Source organism: Ralstonia edaphi, from assembly GCF_958350185.1.
In the GTDB taxonomy this organism is placed as follows: Bacteria; Pseudomonadota; Gammaproteobacteria; order Burkholderiales; family Burkholderiaceae; genus Ralstonia; species Ralstonia edaphi.
This window is the reverse complement of record NZ_CATWHI010000003.1, coordinates 519,677-534,351: the sequence shown is the minus strand read 5'-3', so window position 1 is coordinate 534,351 and position 14,675 is coordinate 519,677. Positions and strand designations below refer to the sequence as shown.

The following is a 14,675-nucleotide window of genomic DNA, read 5'->3' as shown; positions in this document are numbered from 1 at the left end:
CGGTCACACCCCAACTGGAGAAATCAACATGTGCGGTATCGTTGGCGCGGTTTCCACGCGCAATATCGTTCCCGTCCTGATCGAAGGCCTGCGCCGCCTGGAATACCGCGGCTACGACTCCTGCGGCGTCGCCGTACAGCGTGACGGACAGCTCGAGCGCGCGCGCACCGTGTCGCGCGTGGCCGATCTCGATGCCCAGGCACAGACCAGCCACCTGGACGGCGCCATCGGCATCGCCCACACGCGCTGGGCCACGCACGGCCGGCCGGACACCGTCAACGCGCACCCGCACTTCTCGGGCGACACCATCGCCCTGGTGCACAACGGCATCATCGAAAACTACGAGGCGCTGCGCGAAGAACTCAAAGCCGTCGGCTACGGCTTTGAATCGCAGACGGATACGGAAGTCGTCGCGCACCTGATCCACCAGGCCTACACGTACCCGAGCAGCGCCACGCGCGGCGACCTGTTCGCCTCGGTGCGTGCGTCGGTCAAGCGCTTGCACGGCGCCTATGCGATTGCCGTGTTTGCACGCGACAACCCCGACGTGGTGGTGGGGGCGCGCGCCGGCTCGCCGCTGGTCGTGGCGCTTGGCGAGAACGAATCGTTCCTCGCCTCCGATGCGCTGGCCGTGGCCGGTACCGCCAGCCGCATGGCCTACCTGGAAGAAGGCGACGTGGTGGAACTCACCCGCGAAGGCTTCACCGTGGCCGATGCAAACGATAAGATCGTCGAGCGTGAAGTGAAGGAAGTCGGCACCTACGCTGCCGCTGTTGAACTCGGCCCCTTCCGCCACTTCATGCAGAAGGAAATCTTCGAGCAGCCGCGCGCCTTGGGCGATACGCTCGAAGGCGTGCAGGGTTTTGGGCCCGACCTGTTTGGCCCCGAGGCGGCCCAGGTGCTGCCCAAGGTCGACAGCGTGCTGATCCTGGCCTGCGGCACGAGCTACTACTCTGGCTGCACGGCCAAGTACTGGCTTGAATCGATCGCCAAGATCCCGACGCAGGTCGAGGTTGCCAGCGAATACCGCTACCGCGAGACGGTGCCCAACCCGAACGCGCTCGTCGTCGTGATCTCGCAATCGGGCGAAACCGCCGACACGCTGGCCGCACTGCGCCACGCACGCGAACTGGGCCACACGCATACGCTCGCCATCTGCAACGTGGCGACCAGCGCCATGGTGCGCGAGACGCAGCTCAAGTTCCTCACGCGCGCCGGCACCGAGATCGGCGTGGCGTCCACCAAGGCATTCACCACGCAGCTGGCCGCGCTGTACATGCTGGCGCTGACGTTCGCCAAGCTGCGCGGTCATCTGAACGCCGAGCAGGAAGAAGATGCACTGCGCCATCTGCGCCACCTCCCGTCGGCGCTGAACGCGGTGCTGGCGCTCGAGCCGCAGATCATCGCGTGGTCGGACGAATTTGCCCGCCGCGAAAACGCGCTGTTCCTCGGTCGCGGTCTGCATTACCCGATCGCCCTGGAAGGCGCGCTCAAGCTCAAGGAAATCTCGTACATCCACGCAGAGGCCTACCCGGCCGGCGAACTCAAGCACGGCCCGCTGGCCCTGGTGACCGAGCAGATGCCGGTCGTGACGGTGGCTCCGAACGACGCGCTGCTCGAAAAGCTCAAGTCGAACATCCAGGAAGTGCGCGCGCGCGGGGGCAAGCTGTACGTGTTTGCCGACGCCGATACGCATATCCAGTCGAGCGACGGCATTCAGGTGATCCGCATGCCGGAGCATTACGGCCAGCTGTCGCCGATCCTGCACGTGGTGCCGCTGCAGCTGCTGGCGTATCACACGGCACTGGCGCGCGGCACCGACGTCGACAAGCCGCGCAACCTGGCGAAATCGGTGACTGTCGAATAAGTTTCGGCAGGCGCAGAAACAGAAAAGGCCGTCCTTCGGGACGGCCTTTTTTCGTGGTGTGCGCTTCGCCAGACAAGCATTCGCTCCACCGTTGCCTCAAGTATACCGCGGCCCCTGGGGCTTGCGGGAAGCCCCGGCGGCCGCAGTAGCATCGCCACCCATCTTGAAACCGACCGAAGGAGGGTGAGACATGCGTGTGATGCCATCGACGTTTGGAGCACAGGGCAGTGCCGCGGTGATGCAAGCCGGAGGTGCGAAATGAGCGGGCATGCCGTGGTGATTGCCGGTGGTGGGCCGACCGGGCTCATGCTCGCGGCCGAGCTGGCGCTGGCCGGCATTGACGTCGCCATTGTCGAGCGCCGTGCCAACCAGGATGTGGTGGGTGTGCGTGCCCTCGGCTTGCACGCACGATCGATCGAGGTGCTCGACCAGCGTGGCGTGGCCGAGCGGTTTGTCTCGCAGGGCAAGACCTATCCGGTCGTGCACTTCGGCGAGAACCCGCTGGACATCAGCGACTTCCCGACCCGGCACAACTATGTGCTCGGCCTGTGGCAGCACCACACCGAGCGCCTCCTCGCGCAGTGGGTCGGCGAGCTGGGCGTGCCGTTCTATCGCGCGCGGGAAGTGACGGACTTCACGCAAGACGGCAGCGGCGTCGAGGTCACGCTGTCCGACGGCAAGGTGCTGCGGGCGCAATACCTCGTTGGCTGCGATGGCGGGCGCAGCGCTGTCCGCAAGGCCGCCGGCATTGAGTTTGCCGGCTGGGAAGCCACGACCAGCTGGCTCATCGCCGAGGTGCACACCACGCAGCCGCCGCCCCCCTTCGGCTTCAAATACGATGCCATCGGCCGGCACGCCGTCGCGCCCATGGAGGACGGCAAATGCGTCCGCGTGGTGCTGACCGAGCGACAACTCGGCACCGACAATGCGCCCACGCTGACCGACCTGAGCGAGGCGCTGATCGCGGTCTATGGCACCGACTTTGGCGCGCATCGCCCGAACTGGATCTCGCGGTTTTCCGATATGGCCCGCCAGGCCGTGGCCTACCGCGACAAACGTGTGCTGCTGGCAGGCGACGCCGCGCACGTGCATCCGCCCATGGGCGGGCAGGGCCTGAACATGGGCATGCAGGATGCCGTGAACCTGGGTTGGAAGCTGGCCGCCGTCATCAAGCAGACGGCGCCCGAAAGCCTGCTCGACAGCTATCACGCGGAGCGCCATCCGGTGGCCGCACGCACGTTGCGTAATACGCTGGCGCAGGTGGTGCTGCTTCGCCAGGACGAACGCTCCAAGGCGCTGAGCGAGATCACCTCGGAGCTGTTTCGCATGGATGAACCGCGCCGGCGTCTGGTTGGGATGGTCTCGGCGCTCGATGTGCGCTACGACTTTGGCGAAGGGCATCCGCTGCTTGGCCGCCGCATGCCCGATCTCGACCTGGACACCGCCGAGGGCCCGGTGCGCGTTTTCCAGCTGTTGCACGCGGCGGGCGCGGTGCTGCTCAACTTCGGCCCGGCGGATGCGATCGACATCGCGCCATGGGCCGATCGCGTGCGGCGGGTGGACGCCCGCCACGCAGGCGCCTGGACGCTGCCCGTGGTGGGCACGGTGCCCGCGCCGTCCGCTGTGCTGGTCCGCCCGGACGGCCACGTGGGGTGGGTCGGTGACGGAACGACCGAGGGGCTGCAGGCGGCGTTGCAGCGGTGGTTCGGCACGGCGACGGCCTGACGCCGCTTGCCGGCAGAGACAGCCGGGTGGAGGGCGGCGTCTATCCAGGTGTTTGAAGCGGCCGGAGGGACAGCGGTGGCCGGTATGCTGCATGGCATCGGAATCACCGTCCCTCTGGAGTCCTGGCATGTTCAACGTCCTCAGCAAGATCGTCCTGCTGGCCGTGTATGGCCTCGCGCTGGCCAGCTATGCCACGCCACTGCCGCTGTCGGCCGACGCCATCGGCTGGCTGCGCATCGTGGCGCTGGTGCTGCTGGCCGCGCACCTGCTGGAAGTGGTGCTGTGCTTTCGCAAGGTGGTGCTGCACAAGGGGCCGTTGTTCGACAGCGTGCTGCTGACGTTGCTGTTCGGCTTTCTGCACTGGAAGCCGCTGGCGGACGCCGCGCGGCAAGCTCGCTGATTGCGACTGACCGGCCCTACTAGCCGCAACGGCGGGGCAGACCTACTCTAGTTCCAGTCGTCCCTGGATTGACCAGTTGGGACTCCTTGCTGCAACGCGGCATCGATCATGGACAGAGTGGAACGAACGGCATTTGTCTTTGCCGGTGGCGGCAGCCTCGGCGCCATCGAGGCCGGCATGCTGCGCGAGCTGGTGGCCTCCGGCGTGGTGCCCGACATGGTGGTGGGTGCCTCGGCCGGCGCCATCAACGCTGCCTTTTTTGCGTGCAATCCGCATGCGGCCGGCACGGCGCAGCTGGAGGCGCTGTGGCGCGGTGTGCGGCGCGCCGACGTGATGCCGTGGTCCTGGCGGGCAATGTTCGGCATGCTCGGCATCCTGGGCGGCCGACGGGAGCACCTCGTCGATGCCTCTGGCCTGGAGCGCCTGCTGACGCGGCATTTTGCGCAGACCCTGCTTGAGTCGGCCACGCTGCCGCTGCATGTTGTCGCCACCGATATGCGCACCGGCGCCGAGGTGGTGTTGTCGTCCGGCGCCATCGTGCCGGCTGTGCTGGCCAGCGCCGCCATTCCCGGCGTGTTTCCGCCGGTGCGCGTTGGTGATCGCCTGTTGATCGACGGCGGCGTCGCCAACAACACGCCGATCTCCGCGGCCATCCGGCTGGGCGCCACGCGCGTCGTCGTATTGCCGGCGGGGTTTGCCTGTGCGGACCGCCGCGCCCCGCGCAGCGCCATCGAGCACGCACTGAACGCCTTGTCGCTGCTGGTCGCGCGTCAGCTTGTGCAAGACCTGGAGCGCTGGGCCGGGCAGGTGCCCATTACCGTTGTGCCGCCGCTGTGCCCGCTCGACGTGTCGCCCTACGATTACGCCCGCTGCGGCGAATTGATCGACCGCGCTGCTGCCGCCACGGCGACATGGCTTGCAGCCGATGGTCTGGCGGCCACCGGCATCCCGGGCGCGCTGCGTGAGCACCATCACGACGAAGCTCACCCGAACTGCAGCGCAGACCTCCACGGCATGCCCGCGGCTTGATGCTGCAGGGTGCGATTTTCTGTCCGGCGTTGAAACTGAATCTGCGCCGCGCGTCTGTTTCCCCCAGCGTTGCGCGCCCATGATGCGGCTATCCAATTCACTGGAATGCCCGCCATGAAAGCCGTTGCCTACTACCAAAGCCTGCCCATCGACCGCCCCGAGGCGCTCGTCGACCTGACCCTGCCCGAACCCACGCAAGGCCCGCGCGACTTGCTTGTGGAAGTGCGCGCCATCTCCGTCAACCCGGTCGATGTGAAGGTGCGCGCCGGCATGCCGCCGGTGGATGGTCAGCCCCGCGTGCTGGGCTGGGATGCTGCCGGCGTGGTGCGCGCTGTCGGCGCCGAGGTGTCGCTCTTCAAGCCGGGTGATGCGGTGTGGTATGCCGGTGCCCTGCAGCGCCCGGGCACCAACAGCGAGCTGCATGTCGTGGACGAACGCGTGGTCGGCGCGATGCCCGCCACGCTCGGGTTTGCGCAGGCAGCGGCGCTGCCGCTCACCGCCATCACCGCCTGGGAATTGCTCTTCGACCGGCTGCAGGTGCCGGAGTCTGCGGCGCCCAGCGGCAAGACGTTGTTGATCGTCGGCGCGGCGGGCGGTGTGGGGTCGGTGCTCGTGCAGCTCGCGCGCCGGTTGACCGGCCTGACTGTCATCGGCACCGCCTCGCGCCCGGAGACGGCCGCCTGGGTGCGCGAGCTGGGCGCCCACCATGTGATCAACCACGCGCAGCCGCTGGCCGCGGAACTGCATCGCATTGGTGTGCCGGCGGTGGACTACGTCGCCAGCCTGAACCAGACCGAACACCACTTCGAGCAGATCGTCGAGGCGCTCAAGCCGCAAGGCCGCCTTGCCTTGATCGACGACCCGGCGCAGCTCGACGTTCGCAAGCTCAAGGCGAAGAGCCTGTCGCTGCACTGGGAGTTCATGTACACGCGCTCCATGTTCAGCACGGACGACCAGATCGAGCAGCACCGCCTGCTCAACCGCGTGGCCGCGCTCATCGACGAAGGCACGTTGCGTTCCACCATGAACGAGCACTTCGGCACGATCAATGCCGCCAACCTCAAGCGCGCGCATGCCTTGATCGAAAGCAATCAGGCGCGCGGCAAGATCGTGCTGGAAGGGTTTTGACTCAGGCGTCCGCCAGATAACCGGCGATGCGCTCTTGCAGGAAGTCGCGCAGCCGCATCAACGTGGGTGATAGCGTGAGGCGGTGCGTGCAGATCAAGTGCAGCGGCGCTGCCTCACCGCGCCAGTCGGTCAGCGCGGCTTGCAGCCGGCCGGCGCGCAGATCGGCCAGGACATCCAGCCGCGACTTGTAAGCGATGCCATGCCCCGCAACGGCCCAGCGGCGCACGAGTTCGCCGTCGTCGGCAATGCGGTTGCCGGTGACACGCACAACGTGCGCCTGACCGTCGCCGCTCGCGCCGTGAAAGGTCCACTGGTCGTGCGTGGTGTCGGACAGGGCCAGCAACAGGCAATTGTGCTGACGCAGATCGTCCGGTGTCTTCGGCATGCCGTGCCGCGCAAAGTAGGCCGGCGCCGCGCACAGCACGCGGCGGTTGTCCGGCGCCAGCGGCAGCGCCACGAGCGATGAATCCTGGGGCTCGCCATAGCGCACCGCGACATCGACGCGCTGGCGGAACATGTCGACCAGCCGGTCGCCGATGCGCACCTGAAGCGCCACCGCTGGGTGCTCGGTGAGGAAGTCGTCGAGCCAGCCGGTGAGCACGTTGCGGCCGAGGTCTGACGGGATCGACAGCGACACATCGCCGCCGATGGCTTGGCGGCCGAGCGCGAGCGCGTCCTGCCCGGCCTGCAGATCCGCCAGCGCACGGCGCGCGTGTTGCAGGTAGCGCTCGCCTTCCTGCGTGAGCGCCAGGCTGCGCGTGGAGCGCGCCAGCAGCCGCACGCCGAGTTCCGCCTCCAACCGCTTGATGGCCGCGCTTGCTGCCGCGGGGGCAATGTTCAACACACGCGCAGCCGCCGACAGGCTGCCGTTGTCCACGGCCAGCACGAGGATGGTGAGGTCGTCCAGGCGGATCATGGCGTGTGGTGTCGAGTGCGAAGGCGTCGAAGGATGGAGCGCATCTTACCGAGCGCCTAGCCGGCGCGCACGGTCGCCCAATCCAGTCCGAACCGTGCGAGGTATTTGCGCAGACGGTCGGCGTCATTCACCTTGGCCTTCTCGGTGCGCGACACGTCGAAGAGCCGGCGCCCGGCGTCCGACAGCGATGCCGATTCGCGGCACACGGCAATCACGTTTTCCAGCTGCATGCGGTCGAACAGGTCGATCGATGCCGCCGCGTCGCCGATCAAGTTGGCAAGGCGGTCGCCTTTGCCTGCCGGGTCCGGCTCGGCCCACGTGCGTTGCAGACGCGCGATTTCGTCTGCGACATCGGCTTCGGTGATGCGCCCGCCTTCGGCCAGCGTTGCCAGCCGCGTGACGCTGGCCGATAGCTCGCGGAAGTTGCCCGTCCACCGCGCCTGCGGCGAAGTGACGAACTTCAGATAAATGCGGCGCGCCTCGGTATGAAAGCGCACTTGCTCGCCGTGCTCGCGTGCAAAACGGGCGAGTTCGAAATCGAGGTTCGGCTCCAGATCTTCAGGGCGATCGGCCAGGCCCGGCAGGTCGAAGGTCCACAGATTGATCCGCGCGTATAAGTCTTCGCGAAAGCGCCCCTCGGCCACCCACTGTCGCAGGTCGCGCACGGTGCCCGCGATGAGCTGGAAATCGCTTTCGACTTCGCGGTCGCTGCCGAACGGCAGGAAGCGCTTCTCTTCGATGGCCTTGAGCAGCATGGCTTGTTCGTCCAGGCCCAGTTCGCCAATCTCATCGAGGAACAGCAGGCCGCCATCCGCGCTGCGCAGCAGGCCCGCGCGCTCGGTCTGTGCGCCGGTGAAGGCGCCTTTCACGTGGCCGAAGAGCGCCGACATGGCGCTGTCGCCGCGCAGCGTGGCGCAGTTCACCTCGACAAAGCGGCCGGCCAGCTGGTGCCGCGCCTTCTTCATCTCGTACACCCGCCGCGCGAGGAACGACTTGCCCGCGCCGGTCGGCCCGAACAGCAGCATCGGCGACTTGGAACGCGAGGCCACGCGCTCGATCTGCTCGATCATCCGGTTGAACGCCGGGTTGCGCGTGGCAATGCCGGACTTCAGCAGCGACACCGTGTCTTCGCGCTCGCGTGCAAAACGCGTGGCGATCTTGTCGTAGCGCGAGAGGTCCAGGTCGATGATGCTGTAGCTGCCCGCAGTGTTGCCGAGTTCCTTCTTGCGCGGCGGTGCGGTCTGGATGAGCTGGGCTGGCAGGTAGCGCGCCTCGGCCAGCAGGAACCAGCAGATCTGCGCGACGTGCGTGCCCGTGGTGATGTGGATGAGGTAGTCCTCGGCCTCGGTGTCGAAGGCATAGCTGCGGGTGAAATCGTGCAGCGTGCTGTAGACCTCCTCGAAGTCCCACGGGTCGCGTAGCGACACTTCCACACTGCGCACCTCGGTCTCGGGCGATACGGACGCGATGTCCGCACGCAGCCGTTCGAACAGGCCGCGGCTGCGGGCGTCGTGCAGCAGCTCAAGGCGGTGGATGACGAGGTCGTCCTGCTGGCACAGGCCGACGGTCGGCCGCCACCGTTCCCAGCGCTGCGCGCCCTTGCCCACGTAGTCGAGCGTGGTACCGACGAAACCAATGGCGACGTTTTTGCGCATCCCGTGTGTTTATCTAAAAAGATAAACCAATATATCGATAGATCGATATTTCGGGAAGTTTAGCGTGCCTACATCTGCGTTGGATGCGTGGAAATCCAATGAAATCAAGGTGTTGCGAGTGCAATCACGCCATGGGAAGTGACCTGGCATACCCATTGCACTAGAGGATGTGTCCAACTCAGCAGGAGCGCACCATGATCAGCGGTAAACAGAAGCGCGCCGCCATCATGGCGCGGCGCCACGAGCGGCGAGAACAGGCAAAGATTGCCTGCCTGCGGGCACGAGCGCTGGTGTCGCTTCTACCTCCGCCTCCACCGCGAGGTAGCTTGCCGGTGGATGTGTCGCAACTGGCGCCGCACAACAGCTGGGGTTCCGGTCTGCCCCGCTTCGCACAACACGGTTACTACGTCGATCAGTGGTACGCCTGCGTCGATTGCGGAAAGCACGAGGTCTGGACCGCCGCACAGCAGAAATGGTGGTATGAAACCGCCAAGGGCTATATCGACTCGATCGCCATCCGCTGCAAACCGTGTCGCGTAATACGACGCAGCGGACGCACGATCAGCAAGAAGAACAACGACAACAACAAAGGAAGCAACGCATCATGAGCAGCTACAACACCCTCCACGTCGACAACGGTGCCGACATCAAGCTGTGGACCAACGGCGTGCCGGTGGAAGACGACGCCCGCAAGCAGTTGATGAACACGGCCAAGATGCCGTTCATCTTCAAGCACCTGGCCGTGATGCCGGACGTGCACCTGGGTAAGGGTTCGACCATCGGCAGCGTGATCCCGACGCAGGGCGCGATCATTCCGGCGGCCGTGGGCGTGGATATCGGCTGCGGCATGATGGCCGCGCGCACGACGCTCACGGCGGCTGATTTGCCGGACAACCTGCACGGCGTGCGCAGCGCCATTGAAGCGGCCGTGCCGCACGGCCGTACGCCGGGCCCGCGCGACAAGGGGGCCTGGAACACGCCGCCGGAAACCGTGGATGCCATGTGGGGTGAACTGGCCGATGGCTTCAAGCGCATCACCGACAAGTACCCGAAGTTGAAGAACACCAACAACTACAAGCACCTGGGAACGCTCGGTACGGGCAACCACTTCATCGAGGTCTGCCTCGATGAAGAGCAGCGCGTCTGGTTCATGCTGCACTCCGGTTCGCGCGGCGTGGGTAACGCCATCGGCAACCTGTTCATCGAACTGGCGCAGGCCGATATGCGACAGCACATCGCCAACCTGCCGGACCGCGACCTGGCGTACTTCGAAGAAGGCAGCGAGCACTTCAACGATTACGTTGAAGCCGTCGGTTGGGCGCAGGACTACGCGCGCCGCAACCGCGCCACGATGATGCAGAACGTGATTGCGGCCGCGCGCAAGGTCATCACCAAGCCGTTCGCGGCCGACGTGGAAGCGGTGAACTGTCACCACAACTATGTGCAGCGAGAGACCCACTTCGGCCGCGAGGTGCTGGTGACGCGCAAGGGCGCGGTGTCGGCACAGAAGGGGCAGCTCGGCATCATCCCGGGTTCGATGGGCGCAAAGAGCTTCATCGTGCGCGGGCTCGGTAACGAAGACGCGTTCTGTTCGTGCAGCCACGGCGCAGGCCGCACCATGAGCCGCACGCAGGCCAAGAAGCGCTTCACGGTCGATGACCAGATCCGCGCCACGGCCCACGTGGAATGCCGCAAGGACGCCGACGTGATCGACGAGATCCCGATGGCCTACAAGGACATCGACCACGTGATGGCTGCCCAGGCGGATCTGGTGGAGATCGTCCACACGCTGCGCCAGGTGGTGTGTGTGAAGGGTTAAGGGCATCGACCATGCTGACGCGTGTCGAGAGCCCTGACATGGAGGCGATGCGCCGGCGCTTGGGGCACGCCGGATGCGCTTTTGATTTCGTGCTGTATCGCGTCGAAGGGCCGGACGCGCCTGGCACTGAGATTCACCGCCAGGCGCTGGCCGGCTTGTTCGCGCACCTCGAGTGGCCCGCACAAGACGTCCAGTGGGACCGTGCTTGTCCGAGGCGCCTTGACGCACCGGAAGTTCGTGCGTTGGCAGAAGAAGGCAGACCGTTGGAGCGGGCGTTCCTCGATCCGCCTTACGGTACGAAGCTCGACCGTAAGGACTTCCGGGATTGGCTCGCAATGCTGTGTGTTCTTCCAGATGACGATCTGGAAGCCATCGACTGGGTAGGTAACCCGGACGACGAGCCCGAGCGCAGCACGTGGAGTGATTACTTTGATGCGGGAAAGGAATGGTGGGGCATCTGGTGCCTGACCGTCTTCAACCCGCGATGCCGCACGCTGTGCGTGCTGGCAGCAAGCACGACCGATTGAGATTGAGACGGGCGAGCACGCTCGCGAAGCCCGTGCGACCTGACGCGCATGCGGCGGCGAGGCGCACACCAACAAAGAACAAGAAGAACAAACCATGAACACCCTATTACAACGACACGCACGACACACACCACACGTGCAGTCCGCCGATTGCATCGAACTGGACGGCGCACAAGGTGAAGGGGGCGGGCAGATCCTGCGCACGGCGCTCACGCTGTCCATGCTGACCGGCACGCCGTTCCAGATCGAGAACATTCGCGCCAAGCGTTCCAAGCCGGGCTTGCTGCGCCAGCATCTGACGGCGGTGCAGGCTGCCGTGCAGATCAGCGGTGCGACGGTAGGGGGCGCAGAAGCAGGCTCGCAGACGCTGCGGTTTGTGCCGGGAGTCATCCGTGGCGGCGATTACCGCTTCGCCATCGGCACGGCCGGCAGTTGCACGCTCGTGCTGCAGACGATCCTTCCAGCGCTTTGGTTTGCCGACGCGCCGAGCACCGTGTCGGTCAGCGGTGGCACGCACAACCGCGCGGCGCCGCCGGTCGATTTCCTTATCCGGGCATGGCTGCCGCTGGTGGCGCGCATGGGTGTGACGCAGACGCTCGCGCTCAAGCGCCACGGCTTCTATCCGGCGGGCGGCGGCGAGGTGGTCGCGACGGTAGCGCCGTGCACGGATGCGTTGATGCCGCTACACCTGACCGAGCGCGGTGCGCAACGGGCGCTGCGTGCCGAAGGCATCGTTGCCGGCGTGCGCGGCAGCGTGGCGCGGCGCGAGCTGGACACGTTGAGTCGTCTCGTGCCCGGCGTCGAAGGCACGGTCCGCGATCTCGGCAACGCGGAAGGCCCGGGCAATGCGCTCGTCCTGGACATCGAGCATGAGCACGTGACCGAAGTCTTCACGGGCTTTGGCGAGCGTGGCGTGACGGCGGAGACGATCGGCAAGGAAGTCGCCCGTGCCGCGCAGCGCTACCTGCAAAGCACCGCAGCCGTCGACGAATACCTCGCTGATCAGCTTGTGCTGCCAATGGCGCTCGCAGGCGCCGGTGCTTTCACGGTGGTCACGGCGTCATCGCATCTGCTGACCAACATCGGCGTGATCGAGAAGTTCCTGCCGGTGGAGGTGGCGGTGCGCCCGCTGGAATCAGGGGCCGTCCACGTCGAGGTGGCCTGACCGCGCCACCTCCACTTTCCGTGTCACTCCTTGTCCCTGTGCACCGGGAACAGCGCCGACAACACCTGCCGCGCTGTCCCGCGCAGCACACCGCTCGCGTCCGGGTCGCCGTACGCCAGGGCCGTCGCAAAGTTGCGCGCCTGCTGCAGCGTGACGTGCGGTGGCAGCGGCGGTACATCGGGGTCGGTCTTCACTTCCAGCACCACGGGGCGGTCTGCGTCGAGCGCTTCATCCCACGCGCCGGCCAGCTGGTCGGGGTTGTCGACGTAGATGCCCTTCAGGCCGATCAACTCGGCAAAGCGGTGATACGGCACGTCAGGGATGTCCTGTGACGCCGGGAATTTCGGGTCGCCTTCCATCACGCGCTGCTCCCAGGTGACTTCGTTCAGATCCTGGTTGTTGAGCACCATGCAGATCCACTTGGGAGACTTCCACCGCTTCCAGTATTTCGACACGGTGATGAGTTCCGCCATGTTGTTCATCTGCATGGCGCCGTCGCCCACGAGTGCGATGACGGGGCGATCGGGATGCGCAAACTTGGCGGCGATCGCATACGGCACCGCCGCGCCCATCGACGCCAGCCCGCCCGAGAGCGAGCCCATCATGCCGGGCTTGAAATTGAGATCGCGCGCATACCAGTTGGCGCAGGTGCCGGAGTCGCTGGTGACGATCACGTTGCCAGGCAGCTTCGGTGACAACTCCCACAGCACGCGCTGCGGGTTGACGGGGTAGGCCGGCTGCAGCGCGCGGTCTTCCAGCGTCTTCCACCAGCGCTCGTTCCAGCGGGCAATGCGGTCGGGCCAGTAGCGATCGGTCTTGCGCTGCAGCAGCGGCAGCAGCGCACGCAGCGTCTGCGCGCTGTCGCCCACGAGGTTGACCTCCATCGGGTAGCGGAGCCCCAGCATGCCGGGGTCTAGGTCGATCTGCACGCCGCGCGCCTGGCCTTCCTTGGGCAGGAATTCCGCATAGGGGAAGCCGGAGCCGACCATCAGCAGCGTGTCGCAGTGGCTCATCAGCTCCCAGCTCGGCTCGGTGCCGAGCAGGCCGATGGCGCCTGTCACATAGGGCAACTCGTCGGGCAGGACGGCCTTGCCGAGCAGCGCCTTGGCCACGCCCGCGCCGAGCGTTTCCGCCACGACCGCCACTTCTGCGCTGGCCCCGAGTGCGCCCGCGCCGACAAGCATCGCCACCCGGCGGCCGCTGTTGAGGATGTCCGCCGCGCGCTCCAGATCGGCCGCTTGCGGGATCACGCTCGGCGCGCTGTAGCCCACGCCCGAGTGCACCGTGCCATGCGCGCGCGGCGGCTCGGTGTAGGGCATTTCCTGCAGATCGTTGGGCAGCACGAGCGCCGTCACCCGACGCTGCCCGATGGCGATGCGCACCGCGCGATCCAGCAGGTGCCGCACCTGCGCCGGCATGCTGGCCTGGTGGACGAACGCGCCGGCCACGTCGCGGAACATCGCCGCCAGATCCACCTCCTGCTGGTAATGCCCGCCGACTGCCGTGCGCGCCTGCTGCCCGGTAATCGCCAGCACCGGCATGTGGTCGAGCCGCGCGTCGTACAGCCCCGTGATGAGGTGCGTGGCACCCGGCCCGGACGTCGCCATGCACACGCCCAGCTCACCGGTGAACTTGGCGTGCGCCGAGGCCATGAAGGCGGCCATCTCTTCATGCCGCACCTGCACGAACTCGATCTTGCCGCCCGCGCGCTGCAAGGCCCCGAACATGCCGTTGATGCCGTCTCCGGGGTAGCCAAAGATGCGCCGCACACCCCAGTCATACAGGCGGGCGACGAGGAAATCGCTGACGGTGGCTTGCATGGTGTCTGTCCGGTGTCGGGTGGCGGGGCGTCAGCTGGCGGTCTCGGCGAGCAGCGCTTCCTTGCGCGCGGTCATGGGTTCCTGCAGCGGCGTCAGGTCCACGTGCTGTCGGACCAGCTTGGGAAAGAGCTCGGTCTCTTCCTCTTCCACGTGGTGCGAGACGTACTCGGCCAGCACGGTGAACTTGGCCGCGAACAGATCGTCGCCTGCTTCCATGCCGTTCAATTGCTCGATCAGATCCTTTGCGGTGGCGTGTTCCACCACGGCTTCGTCGACCAGGTCCTTGAAGGCTTCGCCGCCGTTGTCGCGCACGAACGGATAGAACACCTCTTCTTCAAGCTGCGTGTGGACGGTCAACTTTTCACACGCTTCGCGCACGATTTGCTCGCCGGCCGCCTTGTCTTTTTCCTGCTGGAAGGCCTTGAAGAGTTTTTTCACCTCGCGGTGATCGTCCAGCAGCATCGACAGCACAGCGCGTTGCGCCACAGGAATTTCAGCTTTGTTCATGGGGGTTCTCCGGGTGGGGTTCTTGTTGAAGTACGCCGTACCGTCGAGCAAGCGCCATGCCGCGCCCCGTCGTTGCGGGCGGCGCGTTGCAGGCAAGCTTCGTGCTGGCAGAGGTCA

Annotated in this window: 13 protein-coding genes; 9 read left to right on the top strand and 4 right to left on the bottom strand. The window is 66.2% G+C overall.

The genetic code is table 11. The annotated features are described in order from the left end of the window. Positions 1–28: 28 nt before the first annotated feature. The 5 genes from glmS to R2669_RS12935 all read left to right on the top strand — a co-directional run bounded on the left by glmS (position 29) and on the right by R2669_RS12935 (position 6,149). On the top strand, positions 29–1,867 hold the full coding sequence (glmS, locus tag R2669_RS12955; protein ID WP_316888847.1) for a glutamine--fructose-6-phosphate transaminase (isomerizing): 1,839 nt from the start codon (positions 29–31) through the stop codon (positions 1,865–1,867). Positions 1,868–2,125: 258 nt separating this feature from the next. Then, complete coding sequence (locus R2669_RS12950; RefSeq protein WP_316900479.1) at positions 2,126–3,592, top strand: FAD-dependent monooxygenase; 1,467 nt, start codon at positions 2,126–2,128, stop codon at positions 3,590–3,592. 127 nt (positions 3,593–3,719) lie between these two features. Next, positions 3,720–3,992 (top strand): DUF1145 domain-containing protein, encoded by a 273-nt coding sequence (locus R2669_RS12945; protein ID WP_316900477.1) that lies wholly within the window; start codon positions 3,720–3,722, stop codon positions 3,990–3,992. Between the two features lie 108 nt (positions 3,993–4,100). Next, on the top strand, positions 4,101–5,021 hold the full coding sequence (locus R2669_RS12940; protein ID WP_316900475.1) for a patatin-like phospholipase family protein: 921 nt from the start codon (positions 4,101–4,103) through the stop codon (positions 5,019–5,021). A gap of 114 nt (positions 5,022–5,135) precedes the next feature. Continuing rightward, a complete protein-coding gene (locus R2669_RS12935; protein ID WP_316900473.1) occupies positions 5,136–6,149 on the top strand; it encodes a zinc-binding alcohol dehydrogenase family protein in 1,014 nt (337 codons plus the stop codon). 1 nt (position 6,150) lies between these two features. Here the strand turns inward: R2669_RS12935 and R2669_RS12930 are convergent, their stop codons facing one another. Together R2669_RS12930 and rtcR are read right to left on the bottom strand one after the other, a co-directional pair. After that, positions 6,151–7,065 (bottom strand): LysR family transcriptional regulator, encoded by a 915-nt coding sequence (locus R2669_RS12930; RefSeq protein WP_316900471.1) that lies wholly within the window; start codon positions 7,063–7,065, stop codon positions 6,151–6,153. Positions 7,066–7,121: 56 nt separating this feature from the next. Beyond that, a complete protein-coding gene (gene rtcR, locus R2669_RS12925) occupies positions 7,122–8,720 on the bottom strand; it encodes an RNA repair transcriptional activator RtcR (protein ID WP_316900469.1) in 1,599 nt (532 codons plus the stop codon). A gap of 194 nt (positions 8,721–8,914) precedes the next feature. Between rtcR and R2669_RS12920 the strand changes: the two genes are divergently transcribed. The 4 genes from R2669_RS12920 to rtcA all read left to right on the top strand — a co-directional run bounded on the left by R2669_RS12920 (position 8,915) and on the right by rtcA (position 12,231). Beyond that, complete coding sequence (locus R2669_RS12920; RefSeq protein WP_316900468.1) at positions 8,915–9,328, top strand: zinc-ribbon domain containing protein; 414 nt, start codon at positions 8,915–8,917, stop codon at positions 9,326–9,328. Continuing rightward, positions 9,325–10,539, top strand: a complete 1,215-nt coding sequence (locus tag R2669_RS12915) for an RtcB family protein (protein WP_316900467.1) — start codon at positions 9,325–9,327, stop codon at positions 10,537–10,539. Before R2669_RS12920 ends, R2669_RS12915 begins: the two co-directional genes overlap by 4 nt. Before the next feature lie 11 nt (positions 10,540–10,550). Beyond that, positions 10,551–11,066, top strand: a complete 516-nt coding sequence (locus tag R2669_RS12910; RefSeq protein ID WP_316900466.1) for a hypothetical protein — start codon at positions 10,551–10,553, stop codon at positions 11,064–11,066. 94 nt (positions 11,067–11,160) lie between these two features. Then, positions 11,161–12,231 (top strand): RNA 3'-terminal phosphate cyclase, encoded by a 1,071-nt coding sequence (gene rtcA, locus R2669_RS12905; protein ID WP_316900465.1) that lies wholly within the window; start codon positions 11,161–11,163, stop codon positions 12,229–12,231. Positions 12,232–12,254: 23 nt separating this feature from the next. Here rtcA and R2669_RS12900 read toward each other — a convergent pair whose 3' ends face one another. Together R2669_RS12900 and R2669_RS12895 are read right to left on the bottom strand one after the other, a co-directional pair. After that, positions 12,255–14,051: a thiamine pyrophosphate-requiring protein gene (locus R2669_RS12900; RefSeq protein WP_316900463.1), complete on the bottom strand. Its 1,797-nt coding sequence runs from the start codon at positions 14,049–14,051 to the stop codon at positions 12,255–12,257. Between the two features lie 30 nt (positions 14,052–14,081). Beyond that, complete coding sequence (locus R2669_RS12895; protein WP_147218051.1) at positions 14,082–14,558, bottom strand: hemerythrin domain-containing protein; 477 nt, start codon at positions 14,556–14,558, stop codon at positions 14,082–14,084. Between the last annotated feature and the right edge of the window lie 117 nt (positions 14,559–14,675).

Bases quoted from the DNA above. Each gene is read 5' to 3' on its own strand.
- glmS (WP_316888847.1), top strand. From the start codon at position 29: ATGTGCGGTATCGTTGGCGCGGTTTCCACGCGCAATATCGTTCCCGTC.
- R2669_RS12950 (WP_316900479.1), top strand. From the start codon at position 2,126: ATGAGCGGGCATGCCGTGGTGATTGCCGGTGGTGGGCCGACCGGGCTC.
- R2669_RS12945 (WP_316900477.1), top strand. From the start codon at position 3,720: ATGTTCAACGTCCTCAGCAAGATCGTCCTGCTGGCCGTGTATGGCCTC.
- R2669_RS12940 (WP_316900475.1), top strand. From the start codon at position 4,101: ATGGACAGAGTGGAACGAACGGCATTTGTCTTTGCCGGTGGCGGCAGC.
- R2669_RS12935 (WP_316900473.1), top strand. From the start codon at position 5,136: ATGAAAGCCGTTGCCTACTACCAAAGCCTGCCCATCGACCGCCCCGAG.
- R2669_RS12930 (WP_316900471.1), bottom strand. From the start codon at position 7,065: ATGATCCGCCTGGACGACCTCACCATCCTCGTGCTGGCCGTGGACAAC.
- rtcR (WP_316900469.1), bottom strand. From the start codon at position 8,720: ATGCGCAAAAACGTCGCCATTGGTTTCGTCGGTACCACGCTCGACTAC.
- R2669_RS12920 (WP_316900468.1), top strand. From the start codon at position 8,915: ATGATCAGCGGTAAACAGAAGCGCGCCGCCATCATGGCGCGGCGCCAC.
- R2669_RS12915 (WP_316900467.1), top strand. From the start codon at position 9,325: ATGAGCAGCTACAACACCCTCCACGTCGACAACGGTGCCGACATCAAG.
- R2669_RS12910 (WP_316900466.1), top strand. From the start codon at position 10,551: ATGCTGACGCGTGTCGAGAGCCCTGACATGGAGGCGATGCGCCGGCGC.
- rtcA (WP_316900465.1), top strand. From the start codon at position 11,161: ATGAACACCCTATTACAACGACACGCACGACACACACCACACGTGCAG.
- R2669_RS12900 (WP_316900463.1), bottom strand. From the start codon at position 14,051: ATGCAAGCCACCGTCAGCGATTTCCTCGTCGCCCGCCTGTATGACTGG.
- R2669_RS12895 (WP_147218051.1), bottom strand. From the start codon at position 14,558: ATGAACAAAGCTGAAATTCCTGTGGCGCAACGCGCTGTGCTGTCGATG.